The 21,913-nt window shown below is 40.3% G+C and carries 15 protein-coding genes; 7 read left to right on the forward strand and 8 right to left on the reverse strand.

Annotation, left to right across the window (positions count from 1 at the left end; translation table 11 throughout):
- Positions 1–153: 153 nt before the first annotated feature.
- Genes BUA60_RS17985 through BUA60_RS18005 form a run of 5 tightly spaced genes read right to left on the reverse strand, consistent with a single transcriptional unit; the run spans position 154 to position 4,885 of the window.
- Positions 154–954, reverse strand: coding sequence for an alpha/beta hydrolase (locus BUA60_RS17985; protein ID WP_072864159.1), 801 nt, complete (start codon positions 952–954; stop codon positions 154–156).
- Between the two features lie 9 nt (positions 955–963).
- A complete protein-coding gene (locus tag BUA60_RS17990) occupies positions 964–2,082 on the reverse strand; it encodes an alcohol dehydrogenase catalytic domain-containing protein (protein ID WP_072864160.1) in 1,119 nt (372 codons plus the stop codon).
- 35 nt (positions 2,083–2,117) lie between these two features.
- Positions 2,118–3,383 carry an NAD(P)/FAD-dependent oxidoreductase gene (locus tag BUA60_RS17995; RefSeq protein ID WP_072864162.1) on the reverse strand — a complete coding sequence of 422 codons (1,266 nt, stop codon included), beginning with the start codon at positions 3,381–3,383 and terminating at the stop codon, positions 2,118–2,120.
- Between the two features lie 16 nt (positions 3,384–3,399).
- A complete protein-coding gene (locus BUA60_RS18000) occupies positions 3,400–3,708 on the reverse strand; it encodes a 2Fe-2S iron-sulfur cluster-binding protein (RefSeq protein ID WP_072864163.1) in 309 nt (102 codons plus the stop codon).
- A gap of 16 nt (positions 3,709–3,724) precedes the next feature.
- On the reverse strand, positions 3,725–4,885 hold the full coding sequence (locus BUA60_RS18005; protein ID WP_072864404.1) for a cytochrome P450: 1,161 nt from the start codon (positions 4,883–4,885) through the stop codon (positions 3,725–3,727).
- Between the two features lie 227 nt (positions 4,886–5,112).
- Between BUA60_RS18005 and BUA60_RS18010 the strand changes: the two genes are divergently transcribed.
- From BUA60_RS18010 to BUA60_RS18040, 7 genes are all read left to right on the forward strand, one after another.
- Entirely contained in the window at positions 5,113–5,955 is an 843-nt protein-coding gene (locus BUA60_RS18010) for an AraC family transcriptional regulator (protein WP_072864165.1), read from the forward strand.
- 316 nt (positions 5,956–6,271) lie between these two features.
- Positions 6,272–7,750, forward strand: a complete 1,479-nt coding sequence (locus tag BUA60_RS18015) for an alpha-L-fucosidase (protein ID WP_245802578.1) — start codon at positions 6,272–6,274, stop codon at positions 7,748–7,750.
- A 78-nt stretch (positions 7,751–7,828) separates the two neighbouring features.
- Positions 7,829–8,836 carry a zinc-binding alcohol dehydrogenase family protein gene (locus tag BUA60_RS18020; RefSeq protein WP_072864168.1) on the forward strand — a complete coding sequence of 336 codons (1,008 nt, stop codon included), beginning with the start codon at positions 7,829–7,831 and terminating at the stop codon, positions 8,834–8,836.
- Positions 8,837–9,009: 173 nt separating this feature from the next.
- Positions 9,010–9,801: an SDR family oxidoreductase gene (locus tag BUA60_RS18025; RefSeq protein ID WP_072864170.1), complete on the forward strand. Its 792-nt coding sequence runs from the start codon at positions 9,010–9,012 to the stop codon at positions 9,799–9,801.
- 29 nt (positions 9,802–9,830) lie between these two features.
- Positions 9,831–11,159 carry an L-fucose:H+ symporter permease gene (gene fucP / locus BUA60_RS18030; RefSeq protein WP_072864172.1) on the forward strand — a complete coding sequence of 443 codons (1,329 nt, stop codon included), beginning with the start codon at positions 9,831–9,833 and terminating at the stop codon, positions 11,157–11,159.
- Positions 11,156–11,500, forward strand: coding sequence for an L-rhamnose mutarotase (locus BUA60_RS18035; protein ID WP_072864174.1), 345 nt, complete (start codon positions 11,156–11,158; stop codon positions 11,498–11,500). The genes fucP and BUA60_RS18035 overlap by 4 nt, the downstream gene beginning before the upstream one ends.
- Before the next feature lie 425 nt (positions 11,501–11,925).
- Positions 11,926–13,491: an alpha-L-fucosidase gene (locus BUA60_RS18040; RefSeq protein WP_245802579.1), complete on the forward strand. Its 1,566-nt coding sequence runs from the start codon at positions 11,926–11,928 to the stop codon at positions 13,489–13,491.
- Between the two features lie 170 nt (positions 13,492–13,661).
- On the opposite strand, the gene BUA60_RS18045 is transcribed toward BUA60_RS18040, so the two are convergent.
- From BUA60_RS18045 to BUA60_RS18055, 3 genes are all read right to left on the reverse strand, one after another.
- Complete coding sequence (locus BUA60_RS18045; protein WP_072864176.1) at positions 13,662–16,964, reverse strand: VCBS repeat-containing protein; 3,303 nt, start codon at positions 16,962–16,964, stop codon at positions 13,662–13,664.
- A gap of 72 nt (positions 16,965–17,036) precedes the next feature.
- Positions 17,037–18,593: a RagB/SusD family nutrient uptake outer membrane protein gene (locus BUA60_RS18050; RefSeq protein ID WP_072864178.1), complete on the reverse strand. Its 1,557-nt coding sequence runs from the start codon at positions 18,591–18,593 to the stop codon at positions 17,037–17,039.
- Between the two features lie 17 nt (positions 18,594–18,610).
- Positions 18,611–21,694, reverse strand: a complete 3,084-nt coding sequence (locus BUA60_RS18055; RefSeq protein WP_072864180.1) for a SusC/RagA family TonB-linked outer membrane protein — start codon at positions 21,692–21,694, stop codon at positions 18,611–18,613.
- Positions 21,695–21,913 lie beyond the last annotated feature (219 nt).

The following is a 21,913-nucleotide window of genomic DNA, read 5'->3' on the forward strand; positions in this document are numbered from 1 at the left end:
CACCATACTATTGGAACCTTATTTTTATAACTAAACATTGGTTTTTTCACCCCAGAAGGATTACCTGCGGTGATCCTCAATTATCAATGTTGCAAATTCTAAAGGTTCCATAATGAGCCAATATGTTATCTAAGCTAGTGGTAACCTCAAACTCTAGCCAATCCGCTCATCAAAAAACCTTAAGGTTTGTTCCAAATGCTTTTGCCAATAGGGCCATTCGTGACCACCTTCAGATTCTTCGTAGATGTGGTTAATACTCAATGCGGACATTTCCCTGTGCAAAGTTCTATTGGCCTCCAGGAGACTATCCTTGGTTCCGCAATCCAACCTAATTGCCGGTAAGTTTTTTTTGTTCTTTTGAAGAACATCAATAACGTTGATATTCTTATTTTGAATAGTATATTTCTCCAATGGTTCTTCCACAAAATTGGCCATTTGCTCAAATTTGGTAATAGCACTGTGGGCCGAAATAGCCTTAAATTTATGGGGGTTTTGCCCCCCAAGCATCAATGCTCCATATCCGCCCATAGACAAGCCGCCAATACACAATCGGGATTTATTGCTTGCTCCGGCTATAGTTTCAATTATGGCCTCTGGCACATCGGATACAATCCATTGGGAAAAGTCTTTTTCCTTATGGGACAAGTAGCCAGAACCATCACCCCAAAGTCCGTCCGAAGGCATGGCAATAATGGCCGGACGAATGTCCCCATTATGCATTAATCGTTTTGCTGTGAGATGCGCCCCACCTTTCATGGCCCAGGCCCAAGAACTTCCGTAAACCCCGTGCAGAAGGATATAGATGGGAAGATCGGTTAATTCTTCATCTACCTCCGGTATAAATAGACAAATGTCCCCCCTACCCTTCAAGTTTTTGGTTTTGATGGTTAGAAACCTTAGTCCAGCATTTTCAAACGCTTCGTCTGAAAGTTCAACAGTTCTAAAATTGCTCATGCCCTAAATTTATTTGAAAACTATTACACCCTTTGCATTTTTTCCTTGAAGCATATCGTCCAATGCCTGCTGTAAATCTTCGAGTTGATATTCCCGAGTAATCATCTGATCTAATTTTAAATCTCCCTTTTTGTATAATCGCATCAATTTTGGGAAATCTATTTCAGGTCGACATTTTCCATAAAGGGGATTGATGTATATTTTGTCCCATTCAAAGAGGCGCATATCAACAGTAATTTCCTCTTCAATCCCACTCACCTGAACCGCTGTTCCTGCGTTCCTGATCATTGCCAAAGGTGCAGCTCCCAAGGAGGGAATTGCAGTGCATTCAAAGGCGTAATCGGCACCGCGGCCATTAAATAACTGCTTAACTTTTTTGGCCAATTGGTTGAGACCTTTGTCCGATTTGTCGGCCAACATAACATCCGTAGCTCCAAATTGTTTGGCTAATTCCAATTTATTAGGATTTACGTCTACCGCTAAAATACTTGCTGCACCGGAAATGGCACAAGCGTTGATGACGTTCAATCCAACCCCGCCACAACCTAGTACCACCACAGAGCTACCTGCCTTTAATTTTGCCGCATTTACTACGGAACCATAACCCGTCATTACGCCACAGCTAATAATACTTGCCGCAGAAAAATTTAGATTGTCCTGATCAACTTTTACCAGTGCGGATTCCTTAACCAAGGCGTACTCGCTAAGTGTGCCCAAATTGAACGAGCGCACTATGGGCTTTCCTTTCCACAGGGTACCTTCCAAATGGGCATGGCCAGGTGTATATCCATTACCACCCGCGACGACAGGCGAATTATTCTCGCAGATATGCTGATTGTCTTCCTGACATTGGAAACAGCTCATACATGGTGTTGCCCAATTTAAGATGACCTGGTCCCCTTGCTTGAAATTTTTCACTGCTGAACCTACTTTTGTCACAATTCCAGCTCCTTCATGGCCCATAAGCACCGGCTTTCCCCAACTAAGGGAATCATAGTCGGTATGACAGAGCCCGGCTGCCTTCATTTTTACCAAAACCTCATTTTCCAATGGATCGCCGAGGGTAACTTGATCAATAATAAATTTGCCTTCACCGGTAGCAATGGCACTCTTGGATGTTATGGACATACTTTTATTTTTTTACTTTTTAAAAAGAGGGCGTTCTAACTAATTTTGGAGCTAATAAGGTGTGCGATTTTCAAATCTGCTTCACAATCCAACAGTTTTTCTTTATTGATCCTTTCCCCACTTTTAATCAACTTGGTGCCATAGACATAGGCTTTGGCATTGTTCACTGCATCAACGGCCAACAGGATTTCGCCCTTAAAATACCAAAAAGACAGACACTTATTGTCATTTTTTTCCTTTCGTACAATAACTTGGTCATACCCCTGGGATAAGCCCACCATTTGCAACTTTATATCGTATTGGTCCGACCAGAACCAAGGAATGGTATCATATCGTGTTTCTTTGCCACATATGGAGGTGGCTGCTACTTTGGCTTGGTCAACTGCATTCTGAACCGATTCTAAGCGGATATAACGCCCATAATGTGGATTATAATGAAAAGTACAGTCGCCTATGGCATAAATATCTTCGTCATTGGTCTTGGCTGTTTCATCCACTTTTATACCGTTTTCGATATCCAATCCGGCAGCCATAGCTAATTCCTTATTCACAAATATACCTACTCCTATTATGATTATATCCGTTGGATAACACGTGCCATCATCACAACATACTATCTTTTCCCCATTGTTTGTCTCAATTGCGATTACATTTTTATTGGTACATATTTCCACCCCTTTTTCTAAATGCAAATTCTGAAAGAGGGCGGACATTTCGGGAGCAGTTACCCGGGCCAAAATTCGTTCTTCACGCTCGAGCACCGTTACCTTTGCTCCAAGCTTTTTTAACGAGGCTGCTATTTCAAGTCCTATATAACCGCCACCAACAACTACAACTTGTTTTTTATTGCTATTCTTAACGGCATGGCGGATGTTGGCAACATCGGTAGCCGTACGAAGTGGAAAAGCATTATTGGAATTGGCCAAGCCCGGAATTGACGGTATAATTGGTCTGGCACCAGTGGCAATAACAAGTTTGTCATATGATTGAATACTGCCATCCCCCAAAATGATATTTTTATGTGTTCGGTCGATGGCCTTGACAGAAACACCCAGGTTTAAACTTATACCCTCCTTTTCATAACTTTCTGCCGATTTCAGTAAGTTTTTATCAATGTCATCATCAGAGGTTAGATATGCTTTGGATAAGGGGGGACGATGATATGGAAGCAATGGATCGGCATCATATAAGATGATATCACCATCCCATCCTTCGCGCCTTAAGGCAAAAGCACAATTTACCCCTGCATGACTTGCCCCTACAACGACACAAGTTTTGTTTTTGATCAGGCGATTGGACATCTGAACAGAGATTTTATTAATTGGCAACTTTTAGCACAATTCCGTCTAGGGAATCGCTTATTTCCAATTGACAACACAAACGACTAAATTCATTTACGTTATCATCCAGCTCTAACATATCCGCTTCAATTTGGCTTGCCGATCCCGTTTTGGACATATCTTCTGGAGCAACATGAACGTGACAAGTGGCACAGGAGCAAACCCCTCCACAATCTCCGTCAATGCCTTTTATTCCGTTATCAACAGCCAAGGCCATAACGGATCCGGATTTTCCTTCCAGTGTAATAGTTTCATTGTCGCTTGTTATAAATGTGATTTTTACCATTGTTGATTATTTATATTTAGGTTAAACTTTTAAATTTCACATGGATACTGTTAAAGCCCACTTTACGCTCAAACTCATCCAGGTGTTCAATATTTTCCTTGCAATCCTTAATTTCGATAGACCCAACTTTTTCAGCAAGCGTCTTAAGTAAAATTTTCAGAATTTGTCTAGCATGTGTGGCTCCAAGACAATTATGATGACTGAAACCGAACCCAACATGGGGGTTAATTTTCCGATCCAACACAATTTCGTTCGGGTTCTCAAAGACGGTAGTATCCCTATTGGCAGAAGCCCAACACAAGGAAATTCGGCTATCAGCTTTTATAGCATGTTCGCACACCTCAGTGTCTTCGGTTACTACTCTGCCCATCTGTGTCAATGGAGAGAAATATCGAATAAATTCTTCTACAGCTTTTCCAATAATTTCAGGTTCCTGACGAAAACGTTCAAGTGCTTCCGGATGTTCCGCCAGATAGGATATTGAGTTTGTAACGGCGTTGATAACGGTGTCGCGACCACCAGCAAAGGTCAAGACCATTACCCCTTTCACTTCCTCTCTGGTAAGTTTTTTTCCTTGAAATTCCGAAGATAGCAGTAAAGAATACATGTCGTCTCCCGGATTTTTTAAAGCTCGGTCTATCTGTTCATCAATATAATTGTAAAGTATGTTGGCTTTGTCGCCATCTAGTGCTTCCCCTTCACTGCGAAAAACATGCGTTCCCCAGGAAATCCATGTTTCGGCCTCTGAAAAAGGCGTATTTAATAAAAGGGTAAGGGCCCTTGACTGAAGCGGCAATGCAAATTCATTGACAACTTCCAAACTATCTTTGTTTAGTATCCCATCCACCAAAGTTGAAATTTGGGCTGTCAGTTTTTCCTGATACTCCGGTAATAATGGGCGCTTGAACCATGGTTCAATTATGGCCCTATACTCCCCATGTAGTGGAGGGTCTACTTCGAAAGGTATTTGTCGGGCATCACGTATATTCACTTCAGATGGCACAACAATCCTACCCGGTTGGGCCCCAGATTGAAAGGTTTTGTAATTATGTGCACTTTTGCGGACATCCTTATGTCGCAAAAGCATAGTAACCGGATCATTTTGATCGTTCAAATTGCCGTAACCTTTATCCAATCTGGCTTTTTCGAACGGATCTGGAAGCTCACTTTTTTTCATATGATACTTTTGATTCAATGTTCTTGTGAATAGTATTTCTCCAATAGTTTCACAAAATTGTAAATAATTTGTTCCTGATAAGTAACCATTTTTAACCAATAAATAAACTATTCTGTTCATTTTATGATAATTATCAGTATTTTGGGGTAAAATAAATCAATGATTGAAACCATTTCCTTAAATGCGCTGTCATTTGTAATGTTGCCCGACCTAATATTATTTAAATAATGAAGCCAATTTTAGAACCCATTCCTTTAGGGGAACAACAGACCATAAAAGGGTTTCACCATGTTAAAAAAGACTTTGAAACTCCATGGCATTTTCATCCTCAACATGAATTGACCTATATAGAAGCTAGTGTAGGAACTAAGTTTATTGGGGATTATGTTGGTCCATATGAACCGGGGGAGTTGGTACTAATTCGGTCCAATGTACCTCATTGTTGGCGTAATCACCAACAACAAATTACAGATTCAAAGTCGATTGTTATTCAATGGAACAGGGGTGTTTTTGCCAAAGCCCCAGAACTTGCTCCAGTTTTTGAAATGCTGAAAATGGCTTCCAAGGGTATTATTTTTGACCAAAGAGAAATAGCTCCGATTATTCCGCAATTGAAAAATATGATGCGATTAAAGGGGCAATACTTATATCTGGAATTGCTGCAAGTACTTATAAAGTTGTCTACAACTACATTTAGGACCTTATCAGCATCAAGCTTCATTGAGGACTTGCCAACGGAGTATGGCACACGTATGATAAAAATCCATGATTTTGTGGGTGCACAGTATCACCGGAAAATTTATTTAAAAGAGTTGGCCGATCTGGTCAATATGACCGAGCAATCATTTTCGAGATTTTTCACCAATATGATGGGTCGCTCATTCTTTACCTTTTTAAACGAATATCGTATTAATGTAGCCGCTAGAATGTTATTGGACACAGAAGATTCGGTTTCGCAAATTAGCTTTGCCTGTGGGTATGAATCCCCTCCCTTCTTTTTTAAAAAATTTAAAGATATATACAAAGTTTCCCCGGCTAAGTATAGGAAAACTCATGTAGCCCAGGGCTAAACAACAGCTTATGCAACTTATAAGGAAACCCACTATCATTAATTTATTGTAGATCGTCACCAAAATAGAATAAATTCCTTATTAGAAGACTTACGACACCCCATTTAGCTGATTATCAATCACCTAATAATTACACTAAAACTGGCATAAAAACCATTTGTTGCAGAAATTGGGACATACGGTATCTTGGAAAGATGCCATATAATTGATATTTGTCCAATCGAATAAAGGGGACACTTAAAACGTCCTTTCAATAAAATATAAAATGGTGGGTATAACGAAACAAATTATAATACTAGGCTCAATTTTAGTATTGATGTCATGTAAAACGGAGAATAAGAAAGAGGCCGAACCAGCTCCCGTAACGGTAAAAAAGTATGAGCCCAATTGGGAATCCATTAAGGCCAATTACAAGGATCCAGTATGGTTTAACAATCAAAAATTCGGAATCTTTATTCACTGGGGCGCATATTCTGTTCCCGCCTTCGGATCAGAATGGTACCCAAGGCAAATGTATATGGATACCGCAACCTTTTCCGCCCAATTGAAATTGGGTAAAAAGGGACCAAATGACACCTATTTACATCATAAGAAAAAATGGGGCGATCAAAAGGAATTTGGCTATAAAGATTTTATTCCTATGTTCAAGGCAGAAAAATTTAATGCTAAGGATTGGATCGATCTGTTTAAAAAATCCGGCGCCAAGTATGTTATTCCTGTGGCCGATCATCACGATGGATTTGCTATGTACAAATCCAACACTACTCGATGGAATGCTTTTGATATGGGACCAAAACGGGATGTTCTGGGAGAACTTTTTAAGGAAGGCCGCCAACAAGGTTTAATTATGGGAGCCTCTAGCCACTACGCTTTCAACTGGTCTTTTTATAATAAGAAAGATAAATTTGATACTACTGATCCCGAATTTTCAGACTTGTATTCAACTAAAGGCAAAAACTTGGAGGAGCCCGTTTCTGCTGAATTCAAACAAAAATGGTGGGATAGGACTGTAGATCTTATAGATAATTATCAACCAGATATACTTTGGTTCGATTTTTATTTGGATACGCCTGATTTTGCTGATTTACGACCAAAGCTTGCTGCTTATTATTACAATAAAGGATTGGAATGGGGCAAGGAAGTGGTTATAAATGACAAAAATTTTGATCACGAAGCTTTTCCGGAAGGAACCGTTATCTATGATTTGGAACGCGGAAAGCTCCCTGGAATTCGAAAACTTCCTTGGCAGACGGATACTTCTATTGGCAAAAATTCTTGGTCATATGTAACCGACTGGGATTCCAAGACAGCCAATCAACTCATTGATGATCTGGTTGATATAGTTTCCAAAAATGGTAATTTATTATTGAATGTTGGACCTAAGGCAGATGGAACCATACCGGATGATCAAAAGGAAATTCTTCTGCAGATAGGTGATTGGCTAGCAATTAACGGAGAGGCCATATACGATACGAAATATTGGAGAACTTTTGGAGAAGGACCTACGGAAGTTAAGAAAGGACATCACTCAGAAGGTCAGAATAAGGATTTTACTGGACAGGATATTCGTTTTACACAGAAGGATGGAAAACTATATGCCATTATGATGGCCTGGCCAGAAGGCGATAATGTTGTTATTAAATCCATTACTTCCAATGATGAAAAGATTAAGGAAATACGCATGCTGGGAAGCACGGAAAAAATTGTCTGGAAACAAGATAAAAGCGGATTAACAGTTACTATGCCTAAGGACAAACCTGGCGATTTTGCCTATACGCTTGAATTGTCGTTATAAAAAAAATTGAGTTAGATTAGTTAGATGTTGGGGGCATATTTTTAATATGTCCCTTTAGTTTTAAATTTTATCAGCATTATGAAATACATAGTTTGTGAGGAACCTGGAGACTTTCAATTAAAGGAAAAAGAAGCCCCAATACGGAAAAAAGGGGAAGCCCTGTTAAAAGTGAACAAGGTGGGCATCTGCGGTACCGATCTTCACGCCTATACCGGCAACCAGGCCTTTTTTACCTACCCCAGGATCCTTGGACATGAACTGGCCACCACTGTGCTAGAGATCGACGAAAACGACAAGGGCATAGCGGCAGGTGACAATGTGGTTATTATGCCCTACCTAAGCTGTGGCCATTGTGTTGCCTGTAGGAACGGAAAGACCAATTGCTGTACCCAGATCCAGGTCCTGGGCATTCATACGGACGGCGGTATGCAGGAACAGATTACCGTACCGGTGGATATATTGTTGCCCGCCAAGCACCTGACCAACGAACAGATGGCCATTGTGGAGCCTTTGGCGATAGCGGCCCATTCCATCCGCAGGGCACAGCTAGTTCCGGGAGAAACGATAGTGGTCGTGGGCTGTGGACCCATAGGTATCGGTATCATGAAACTGGCCCAGATCGAAGGGGCCAAGGTCATTGCCCTGGACATGAACCAGGACCGACTCCAATATGCCAAGGAAAAGATTGGGGTGGACCATATTGTAAACGTGACCGAAGACCCCGTAAAACAGATTTCAGAGATTACCAATGGCGATATGGCGACAGCGGTTTTCGATGCCTCTGGCCATAAAGGAGCCCTGGAACAGGGACCCAATTATATGTCGCACGGAGGAAGGTACATCTTGGTAGGACTCTCTAAAGGGGAGCTTATCTTTACCCATCCTGCCATACACGCCAAGGAGACCACCCTTATGTGCAGCAGGAATGCCACGGTGACCGATTTTGAACGGGTCATCGCCATTCTGGACCAGTTCCCAACCGATTCGTTCATTACCCACAATGTGCATTTCTCAGAGATGAAGGAGAATTTCGACATCTGGTTAAAACCCGCTACAGGAGTGATAAAAGCTACGGTAGAATTTTAATACTGTGTAAGGTCTCCTCCTACTCATGTTAAAGTATTCAATTTTGGAATAATTGGAATTGAAATACTTATTATCGAAACTGTAATCTTGATATTGAGCTGACCAGATTTTTATAAAAAAATATACTTGGATTATTAATAATTTAGGAAGAGCGAACTTTATAACATATAGCAATGGATTTAGAATTAAAGGACAGAATTGTAGTGGTCACGGGTGCAGCCGGGATAAAGGGCAGTATAGGCGAAACCATTGTTCGGGCTCTGGCCGAAGAAGGGGCGATACCCGTTATTGTCTGCAGGAACGACCGTGGATATGGATATGCCCAAGAATTACAGGAACGCGGAATAGATTCCATTTTTGTCAAGACCGATCTTTCCGATCCAAAGCAAATTGAAAAGGCCGTTGCGAAAATTGGGGCCAAATACGGCAGAATAGACGTCCTAATAAATAATGTTGGCGTGAACGACGGGGCAGGACTTGACGCTTCCATTGAAGACTTTATGTGGTCCTTAAAACTAAATCTTGTGAGTTTCTTTGCCATGACCAAATATTGTTTGCCATACATCAAAAAAACCAAGGGAAATATTCTTAATATTGGTTCCAAGGTAGGGCTTACCGGACAGGGAGGTACTTCCGGCTATGCGGCCTCCAAAGGTGGGGTATTGGGGCTGACCAGGGAATGGGCGGTGGACCTGATAAAGCATGGTATAAGGGTGAACGCCATAATTATTGCCGAGAGTTGGACCCCGGCCTATGACAATTGGATCAAGACCCTGGAGAACGGGGAGGAAAAATTAAAATCGATCGTAAAGAAAATTCCGTTCGAAAACAGGATGACCACCCCTCAGGAAATTGCGGACAGCTGTCTGTTTGCCATATCCAACAAATCCTCACATACCACTGGGCAGTTTATTACAGTGGATGGAGGTTATATTCACCTGGACCGTTCCCTATTGACGGAATAATTGAGACCAACAAAAAACCGACCATTAAAATGTCCAAGAAAATACCTGTTGTCAGTAAAGAACTATTGTTCCCCTTTATCATCATCACTTCCCTATTTGCCTTATGGGGGATTGCCAATGATCTTACCAATCCAATGGTCTCGGCCTTTAAAAAGGTTATGCCGGAACTTACCAATGTGCAGGCGTCCTTGGTACAGTTCGCTTTTTATTTCGGCTATTTCTTTATGGCCCTTCCGGCGGCATTGTTTATAAGAAAATTCAGTTATAAGTCCGGTATCGTGGTAGGTTTGTTATTATACGCTACCGGAGCCTTTTTGTTCTATCCTGCGGCGGCCTTTGAGGAATACACCTATTTTTTGATATCACTTTGGGTATTGACCTGTGGTCTGGCATTTTTGGAGACCACCTCCAACCCACTGGTACTTTCATTGGGAGCCAGCGAGACGGCCACCCAGCGATTGAACCTTGCGCAAGCCTTTAACCCTATGGGTTCCCTAACAGGGATGATCATCGCCCAGGTCTTTGTGATTTCGGCACTCCGATCGGACGATTATACGGCCGAGGCGTTCAACGTCATGTCTTCCGAGGAACTTGCGATAATCAGGGAAAACGACCTTGGGATCATAAGTGTTCCCTATATCGCATTGGGGATAGTGGTTCTGATTATTATGGGCATTATCATATTTACCAAAATACCGAAGACCTTGGAATCTGAAAAAATAAACCTGAAGGATTCATTTAAAACTTTGTTACGGAACAAACGATATATACAAGGTGTTCTGGCACAGGCATTTTACGTGGGTGCACAAATTATGTGCTGGACCTATATATTTCAGTACGTGGACCATATGAACGAGAATCTTCCAGAAGCTGATAAGCTTACCGCCACTTGGTTCAATGTTGCCGCTATGGTCATCTTTTTAATAGGTAGGTGGATAGGCACCTGGCTTATGAAGAAAATTGATCCGGCCAAACTCTTGATGTTGTTCGGTATTGGCGGGGTTATTATGTCTGCCGGAGCGATCTTATTGCCCGGAATGGGAGGACTTATCTCCCTTGTAGGGATATCCGTATTTATGTCCATTATGTTTCCCACTATTTACGGTATAGCACTAAAGGATATGGGCGATGAGGCCAAAATAGGCTCTGCTGGCCTGGTCATGGCGATTGTTGGAGGAGCATTGATGCCCGTTCTACAAGGAAGTATATTGGATTGGGGCGGCGACGGTTTTGCCGATGTACAGGTGATGGGTTTTATTCCCGAGGTTAAATTCTCCTTTATACTTCCACTAATTTGTTTGGCAGTAGTTGCTTGGTATGGATACAGTAGTTCTAAAATCAATAATATAACCAAATGAACACAAGAAGACTTTGCTTTTCCTGCGACCTCAGGGACAACCCAAAACTAATAGAGGAATATAAGCAGTACCACGCCAAAGGGAATGCTTGGCCCGAAATAACCAAAAGTATCAAAGATGGGGGCATTATCGATCTTCAAATATATCTTACAGGAAATAGAATGTTCATGATCATGGATGTTGACGAAACCTTTGACCCCATTAAAAAGGCCAAAGAGGATGCCCACAACCCCAAGGTACAGGAATGGGAAGAACTAATGTGGAATTATCAGCAAGCATTGCCTTGGGCCAAAGAAGGTGAAAAATGGGTGCCCATGGAACAGGTTTTCCAATTGGAATAATCCGCATTAGCCAGAAATAGTATGAATAAAAATACGAAGTTTAAGAATGTGAATGCTAATCTGTTTACAAAAAGCTGTGACCAAATTTGCCAATCCAGAGGTCGACATTGTGATTGCTGCAGCTCTGCGTTAAAATAACATGAAATTGAATGACTTTTTTATACTTCACTAGACTTTCAGTAAAATCTTGATAATCCAACTATTCAGTGCACGTAAAATTAATTGTCTGTGCTTAATTTTAACCATTTGTATTGTCTTTTAAACCATTACCACCCCCCTATTATATTAAATTCAATGATCTTTATAAAGTTGTTTTCTGAACAATCAAGGACCAATTGACACTAAGCTTTAGTATTGGTTAGGAAGTGGAAAATTTCGGAGACAAAACAATGTATATATGAAATCATTAATTTAATTACTTCAAAATGGAAAGTGAGAAATCCTTTGGGCAGATGGCAATAGCCAGATGTAACTTGGCTAAAGTTCTGCTATTTTTTTGCCTAGTTGGCAATGGACAAAATACCCCTTACGATGCGGACTGGGAATCCTTGACCAAACATGAAAATCCAGAATGGTTCCTGGACGCTAAATTTGGTATATATTGTCATTGGGGACCCTACTCGGTTCCCGAATTTAAAAATGAATGGTACTCCCATTGGATGTACGTAAATAAAGACAATCCAGAGGCGAAAAACGGAAAGGCAAGTGAGTTTTATGAGCACCATGTTAAAACTTATGGTCCTTTGGATAAGTTTGGGTATAAAGATTTTATTCCCATGTTCACTGCCGAAAAGTTTAATGCGGCCGAGTGGGCAGACCTTTTTCAAAAGGCAGGAGCAAAATTTGCAGGACCCGTTTCCGAACACGCCGACGGTTTTGCCATGTGGGACAGTGACCTTACCAAATGGGATGCGAAGGATATGGGGCCAAAAAGGGATATTATGGGCGAATTGTCGGCCGAGATCCGCAAAAGGGATATGAAATTTATTGCTACTTTCCACCGCCATTGGCTGCTAGGCTGGTTCCCAACTTGGGACAAAACCACGGATGCCTCCAACCCGGAATATGCCGGACTCTACGGTCCAAAACTAAAAAAAGGTGATTTTCAATACCCACCCAATCCACATGAAATCGACGAAGGGGTTAAAAGATACTATCCAATGGCCGATGATGCTTTCAATTCCGAATGGTTGGCACGTTTGAAAGAAATCATTGACAAGTACAATCCTGATTTGGTATGGTTTGATAATAAAATGGATGTTATTGGGGAGCAATACCGAAAAGAATTCCTGAAATACTATTACAACCATGCCGCTAAGAACAAGCAAGAGGTAGTTTCTACTTATAAATTCTACGATTTTGCAAAAGGTGCTGCCATACTTGATCTAGAACGTTCAAGAATGAGTGAGATGAGGGACTTTCCATGGTTGACAGACGATTCCATAGATTGGAATTCCTGGAGCCATATCAAGAATCCGAATTACAAAACTACCAACAGATTAATCGATTTTTTGGTGGATGTGGTCAGCAAAAATGGAGCAGTTCTCTTGAACATTACTCCGAAGGCCAATGGAGAAATACCGCTACCCGTAAAAGAACGACTATTGGAGATGGGCCAATGGTTACAGATAAACGGTGAAGCCATATACGGCACCAGAACATTTAAAATTTATGGGGAGGGAGAAGCTGAAGTTACGGAAGGACATTTAAGTGAGGAAAAGAATCCTGACAATACGGCCAAGGATATAAGGTTTACCACTAAGGGCGAAATACTGTATGCCATTGCACTCGATTGGCCTGAGAATGGTGAATTATACATTAGCTCGCTTAAAAAAGGAAACATGCTTTACACAAAAACTATTAAAAGCATAGAACTGCTAGGGAATAAAGGGATTTTGGATTTTACAATAGATCCAGATGGCTTAAGAATAAAATTGCCCAAACAGAAGGTAGGTTCCCATGCCTTTGTCTTTAAGATTCAATCAAAGTAAAACTGGCCTACGTTTGCAATTAGCATCCATAAAATGCCATATACCTAACCCTTAAAGTGGGAAAACATTTTGATATTACATTAATGGCCTGACCAAAAGCAACTACAACGGAATTCATAATATTGAATTTATGTGCCAATATCACAATATTATTGATAAGGGAGTATTTGCTATTTAGTTTGCAACTGAAATAATCTTAATGGGCCTTTGTTCGCCGAAAACAAAAAACCGGACGACTTTTGTTGTTCCAATTTTATAGTCGCGATATTTCTGATGTCCCCTTCTATTAGGAGACCACTTTCTTTAGGAGGCACCACAATAGGACCATTCTTGGAACCTACAAGCACCAACCCTAAACTGGAATCGTTACGTGGTGTTTCCACCTCCGATCCATATAGATTACCGGCTAGAAGAACATCGGGATATTTATCGCCATTATAATCGAAGACTGTAAACACATTGATCGATGAGAATTGAGTTCTGTTGGGCAGCTGATGTATTTGAAAGGTGCCATCTCCCTTATTTTCTATCCACTGATGCCCAAAGGTACGGGCCTGGTAATGTAAGGAAGAATTCAACATTTTTTCACCATAGATTTCATTCAGGTCAGCATTTGCAAAAGCTTCAAAAGTTTTAAATCGTTGTTTAATAATGGGTACCTGTTGGGAAGAACACTCTCGACCTCGAAGGGGAAGTTTTATTCCCTGCTTTTCGTAACTTAAAACTATATCCATGGAACCATTCTCGTCGAAATCGTTGGCATAGACCTCAAATGGTGCTTTTTCACTGGCTTTGTACTTATAATTAAGGCCTAAATTTCCTGCTAGATAGTCCATATCCCCATCAGCATCCAAATCTACTTTTTGCAGACCGTACCACCAGCCTGTATTTTCTTTAAAACCCAATTCTTCCGTAACTTCTTCAAATTTGACTCCCTTATTTTTAAAAAAGCGTATTGGCATCCATTCCCCTGTAATAATCAAATCCAGAATTCCATCGGCATCAAAATCGTCCCATAAGGCAGATGTAACCAGACCTGCTTCCTGCAGCTCTGGTATTACCTCTGCGGTTACATTGGTATAGCGAAGTGCCAAGTCCTTTCCACCATCATTGCGAAGTAAATAACTTTGGGCTGGAAATGGATATTTGCCAGGTACTATCCTTCCCCCTATAAAAAGATCTAGATCTCCATCCCCATCATAATCACCTGATATTACTTTTAAACCACTAGCAGTGATTTCTGGTAATACATTTTTTGATTTAATAAATCCATTGTCCGTATTTAAATATAGCCTATCTTGATAAAAGTCTGCTGGTTTTAGTTTATCGTTACCACCATTAACTACATAAAGGTCAAGGTCACCGTCGTTATCGGCATCATAGATTAAGGCACCCGTGTCCTCATAATCCGCATCCTCAATCCAAGGACCATGCAACTCGCTAAATTGACCATCAGAATTTTGAATATACATTACACTATGACTCTTGGCGGCATTACCCGTAAAAAAATCGTCTAGACCGTCCCCATTCACATCTCCAATAGCCAAGGCGGGGCCCAATTGGGAATTCTTATGTGGAAGCAAAGGTTCATGTGCAAAATCGTCATAATTATCCTCTTCGTGATTAAAATTGACACCGGAAGCTTCCGTTAATTCTATAAACTTTGATTGATGTATACCCTCTTCCGCAATTGCATTATTAGAGCCGTCAAATTCAATTTCAAGCAATTGGTTTGGGGCAATATCATTTAATATCTGTAGACTTCCATTGGGCCAGATTATCCTTATCTCGTTGATAATATTGGATTCTCCAATACCAAAATGGAGAATTGCCTCACCGCTGGACTGGTAACCACGGGTCAAGGTAAGTTCTGCAGTTTGAATAAGGCTGTCCGTTTTTATGGAAACCTTTGTTCCGATACCGAACGGATTATGTTGTGGTCCCTTAAATTTAATGCGTAGATAACCATTCTTTCCGTTGTTTGCCTTGTTGATTAAGACGGATGCTGGCTGGTCTATATTATTGATAACCAGGTCCAGGTCTCCATCTTGATCCAAATCTGCAAAGGCAAAACCATTGGAAAAGCCTTTTTGGTCTAATCCCCATTTCTGGGTAACATTGGAAAAGGTAAAATCTCCATTATTTGCAAAGGCATAATTGCTAATCGGGGTACTGGGCATTAATTTAAAATCGGGATTTTCTTTCCTGCCAAAAAAAGTCTCATTGTCATATTTGGCATTTATATCGTTGTTGTTTACATCCCTTTTTACTCCGTTGGAGATAAAAACGTCTTTGTTGGTATCATTATCCAAATCAGCAAAAATGGCGCCCCAGCTCCAATCTGTAGTGGACATACCGGCTATTCTTGAAATATCACCGAACATGGGAATGCCAGTAGCATCAATACCTTGGTTCAATTGTAATGAATTTTGCATGTATTGATGGTTGAGACCCATATCCACGGCTTCATAAAAACTTTCTGGACTCATACTGGCCATATTGGTCTTGGATCTTTTATAATCTTCTGCCGTCATGTCTACCTGTAAAAGATCAATAAGTCCATCATTGTTGAAATCCGAAGCGTCTATTCCCATTCCAAACATGGAAGTGTGTCGAGTGGAATTCAGGGATATTTCAGAAAAGGTACCATCCCCATTATTTTGGTATAAGTAATCTGGAACATTAAAATCGTTGGATAGGTATAAATCTTTAAAACCGTCGTTATTGAAGTCCGTAGCGACCAAACCCAAGGTCAGCCCAAATTTTTGGACTCCTGCTTCAACAGTGACATCAGTAAACGTACCATTGCCATTGTTCCTATACAAATGTCCCGAATCTTCAAATCTGTTCTGATCCATTTTGGCTTTGTAGTAAGTATTCCCCATACTTACTTGGACAATTGGATAGTTGGCTACAAATAGATCTAAATAGCCATCATTGTCATAATCAAAAAAAGTAGATTGTATGGAAGTACTTTTGTCAGCTACGCCATAAGCTTCGGCGGCTTCCATAAAAGTATTGTCCCCGTTGTTGATATAAAGTTGGTTGGCACTGTTGCCAAATTTTCCCGATACACTTAAATAGATATCCAAGAGCCCATCATTATTTACATCGGCCATGGTAGTTCCGGAATACCATCGTGAATCCCCGGCCACACCTGCAGTTTCTGTAATATCTTCGAATTGAAGATTACCTCTGTTTAAGTAAAGTTTGTTAGAAACTAAGTTCCCTGTAAAGTATAGATCTGGAAGTCCGTCATTATTTATATCGGCTGTGGAAACTCCTCCTCCGAGATAGAGGTAAGGAAAATCGAAATAATTTAGAGTGTCATTTTCAATAATGGTATTGGAAAAGTTTATACCCGTCAATTCTGCATCAATTTGATTAAAACGAAAGGCACTATCGCCTTGTGATTCCTTTTTGCAGGAAAAAATTAAAATGGATGCCAAAAAAAATAGGATTGCTCTCTGCATAACTAAATATAAAAAGGATAAATGGAACCACTAACTAAAGTGGCTCCATTCTTAACAACTAACTCAATATTATTAATACCCAGGATTCTGCTTGAATACTGGATTTGCGTCTATTTCGTTCTGTGGGATTGCAATGTATTCCCTACCCGGTTTATAAGAACTTGTTCCTGCACTCTCGGATTTTAATTCTGGTTTGTTTACAATGTATTCTTCAACTTTTCCCCATCGGAGAATATCGAAATAACGTGTGCGTTCCAAAGATAATTCCTTAACTCGCTCATCCTCTATATCTTGCATGGTAATTGAAGATAAGGCTGGCATATCTACTCTTTCTCGAACTTCATTTATAGCATCCAATGCTGGGGTTGTAGATCCATTCAATTTAAATTCAGCTTCTGCAAACATTAGCAAAACATCTGCATAACGCAATAATCTAAGATTATTCCCGGACTGGTGCCATCCACCATCTTGGGAACCTGTTTTGTTGTCGAATGTAATGTCCAACCACTTGTTTCCCCAAACAAAAGTCTCTCCTGGAAAAACTTCTTGATAGGTTAAATCGCCATAAGTTTTGGAAGACAGTTCTTTTCCATTGTAAGTTGTTGTTTCATCCGTATCGAAAAATAAGGTGGTAAAGGTCCTTGGGTCTATTTCGTTATTGACAGTTCTTTCATCCAAGAATAAATCAAGTACCCAGTTGTTGATACGCATACCATCCTGTCCGGTAAATCCTCTTGGCGCAATGTCAGGATGAAATGCTGCACCTTTCCCAAGACCGGCATTATCTCCTCCCCAACCGCTATTTCCGTCGGCAACCAATTGAACTTCAAAAAGGGATTCCTTGTTATTTTCTGATGCTTCGGTAAAGTTGTCGGCATAATCATCCATCAACTCGTAACGGCCGTCCATAATTTTTGCGAACTCTGCCTTAGCTTCTGAATATTTATTCTGGTACAAAAATACCTTGCCCAACAAACCTGTAGCAGCCCCATTGGTAATCCTTCCTTTCATATCTGAAGGCCATGAATCTGGTGCAAGTTCCTGTGCTTCCATTAGGTCGTTCTCAATTTGTGCCCAAACATCAGCAGGATCTGCCTGAGGTACGGATTTCGGGTTTTCTATCTCACTAATTGGAGTGGTGATTAGGGGTACGTTCCTCCAACCGTTCAATAGATTAAAATAATTGTAGGCCCTTATAAAATAAGCTTCCCCAAGAATATTATTCTTTTTTACCTGGTCCATTTCAATGTTGGGAACGTTGGCAAGGACTTCATTTGCCCTTGTTACACCTTGGAACATGGCACTCCACACCCAAAAGGCTCCGTTACTCTGAGGAACACCATTAAAAGAACCTGCAGCGGTACGTTCAGAGGTTGCAAAGGCGTTTACAACATCATCCCTGTAATCCGATAGGAAAATTTCAAATCTGGTATAATACCAAATATGGGTGAATGGACTATAGGCTCCAATGATTCCTTTTGTAGCATCATCTTCGGTTTTCCAAAATGACTGTGGTGTAACTGCATTTGGATTTTCTTGCTCAAGAATATCTGTTCTACAACTATTGGTCGTCATCATCAACAACACTAGTGCAGCCAGAGTACTTTTTGATAATATTTTATTTTTCATGATTTTTTGTTATAATGTTAAAATGCAATCTGTAAACCTAGTTGAATAGTTCTAGCTGTTGGATAAGCACTCTCATCCACACCTGAACTAAAAATTCTTCTGGCAGATCTTGTATTTCTACCAACTTCTGGATAGTACCCGGTATACTCGGTTAACGTAAAGAGATTCGTTGCTGAAGCGTATATCCTTAATTTGGTCATTTTCATTTTTTCTGACAAATCTGAGGGAATAGTATAACCTAACTGCATATTCTTTAACCTAAAATAATCTCCTTTTTCCAAATAGAAATCAGATGGCCTTCTATTGAATCCTGGGTCAGTCTGTGTATTTCTTGGTATATCGGTGTTGGTGTTCGATGGTGTCCAAGCATTTAATGCATCGGTCAAATATGGACCTTCGGTGTCAAAATATCCTCTGTAACGATTACCATTCAATATTTTATTTCCGGCCACACCGTTAAAAAATAAGCTTATGTCCAAATTCTTGTACGTGGCTGAAATATTAAGACCATATTCAAAGTTTGGTGCAGGGTTACCCAAGAACTTCTGATCATTTTCATCAATAATACCATCAGGAGCACTACCATCTGGACCAGCAATATCCTTAAATCTAATGTCCCCAGCTTGTGGGTTGTTGTTGTCATTGGCAGCAAGGGCTTCGGCATCTGTTTGATAAATACCATCCACTGCATATCCAAAGAACGAAGAAACGGGTTGACCAACATCTGTTTTGGTTCCTTTCAATCCGTTGGATGTAAATTGTCCTTCTATAATTGGAGTGGCATCACCCAAGGCTGTAACCGTATTTTTCAAAGTTGTAAAGTTTCCACTTATGTTAAAGGAAAAATCTTCATTAACATATTCGGAATAATTTGCCAAGAATTCGAACCCTTTGTTTTCTATACTTGCAGTATTAAAAGGAACCCTATTACCAAAACCAGTATAAAGGGGCAGACCCAGCTCTACTAGAACATCTTCAGATTTTTTAAAGAAGTAGTCCATAGTAATATTTAATTTCTTGTTCAAAGCATTAAACTCAAGACCTATATCGGTAGTCTTACTAGTTTCCCATGTAATATCGTCGTTTATACCTTTTGTAATTGAGTATCCAGTGGCACGACCTTGATCTACACCTATCGGATATTCACTGTTAAGGTTTAACTCTGGACTTAAGGAATAGATAGGGACATTGTCCGATCCTACTTCACCATAACTGGCCCTCAGTTTTAAGTCTGTAATGGCACTTACATTTTCCATAAAGGATTCGTTACCTATATTCCATCCCAAGGCAAAAGAAGGAAAAGTACCCCATCTCAAATCCTTCTTGAACAATGAAGATCCATCTCTACGTATTGTAGCGGTAAATAAATATCGACTATCAAAACCATAACTTAACCTACCAAAATAGGACTGAATGGTTTTTGTAAGATCTTCTGAAGGAAAATCAACTTTGTCCTCTGCAGCGGAAGCTACACGAACGTCATTGGAAGGAAATTTCCTAGCCAATGCACCTAAAGATCTGGTGTTCGATACTTGATCGGTATATCCTGCCACGGCGTTGATATTATGCTTGTTGAACTCTTTACTGTATGTCAGCGTGTGTTCTATAAGGGTCGAAAGAAAGTTAGTGTTCACCTCCTGTAATTCAGCAAATTTGTTATTTCCAAAAGTGGCTGCATTGAAAAAATAGGTAGGGGTAAATCTAAAATTGTTATTGGAATAATAGTCTAAACCTAAGTTTAATTTATAGGTTAGTCCATCAAAAATCTCGAAAGATCCAGCGATATTACCCAAAACAGAATTACGAGTAACAGTTCGGTCTTCTACGGTTGCAAGGCCTAAGGAGTTCCCTACATTACCAACTCCATAAAAGGAACCAACGGCAACGTTGTCCGGTTGGTCAGAAGCACTAAAGTTACCTTCTTCATCATATATAGCAATGGTCGGCACCAAATCCCTTTCCCTATTAAAGTATGGGTTTGGGTTATCTACGGTACGCGTTAGACCAATGGTGTTCTCGAGTTTAAACCTTCCCATGCTCATGGTGGCGTTTACCCTTGCGGTGGTACGCTTGTAATCCGATTGTTTTACGATACCTTCTTGGTCGTAATGGTTTAAGGAAAGACTATATGTGCTTTTTTCATTTCCACCATATATTCTTGCATTGGCATTCATTACTCCGGCCGTACGCAAAGATTCTCTCTGGATATCGCTATCTATATTGGGATTGAACTGTGTATCATTTGCTGGAAACCTTGGGTTGCCATCATTGTCCCTAGCTCGGTTAACGATGTCGGCATAGTCCCTAGCATTGGCCCAATCGATATTTTTCACCGATTTTTGAAGACCGTAACTGTAATCCAAATCTACCTTCATTTCCCCACCTTTTGTTCCTTTTTTAGTAGTTACAATAATTACCCCGTTGGCAGCCCTTGAACCATAAATAGCACTGGCTGAGGCATCTTTCAATACAGAGATGCTTTCAATATCACCAGGGTTAAGTGAGGTCATATCCCCTGTAAGCATTCCGTCTATAACATATAACGGACCGGCATCGGATAAGGTACTTGACCCTCGGATGGTAACTAAGGCGTTTGCACCGGGAGAACCTCCATTTGCCTCTACCCTAACACCGGCAGTTCTACCTTGAATGGCCTGAGCAGCATCGTTATAAGTAAATTTACTGATCTCATCACCGTCTATTGTACTTACCGATCCTGTTAAGTCCGATTTCTTTTGGGTACCATACCCAATTACAACAACTTCTTCAAGTTGACTAGCATCTTCTTCCAAGGATACATTTATAGTGGACTTTCCGTTTACAGCCACTTCTTGGGAAACAAAACCTATATAACTTATTACTAAGGTTGAATTGTTGTCCGCAGTTATAGTATAGTTCCCATCAAAATCAGTCTGGGTTCCGTTGGTGGTTCCTTTCACCAAGACGTTGGCGCCAGGTAAGGGTTGCCCCAAATTGTCATTAATTGTTCCGTTCACGGTAATATCCTGAGAATACCCCATGGTAATGACCAATAGCCAAAACAATGAAAACAGATAAATCCGAGGATTACGTTTTCTGTTAAAAAGTTGTGTTAGTTTCATAAGCTTTTTAGTTTGTTATAATATTAAAGTTTCGTTAAGACAATATTAACAAAGCCTTATGCACAAGGACTAAACATATGGTTCTATGAACACAACAAATGGTTTTCTACTCTTCAGAAAGCTAATTATTCTATCATTTGGCAATTATTATGGTCCTTTACTAAACCAAATACCTATTATTGATTAATAGTTTATATTAAATTGGTTGATCCCAATAAA

It is taken from the genome of Arenibacter palladensis, assembly GCF_900129275.1.
GTDB classification, from domain to species: domain Bacteria; phylum Bacteroidota; class Bacteroidia; order Flavobacteriales; family Flavobacteriaceae; genus Arenibacter; species Arenibacter palladensis.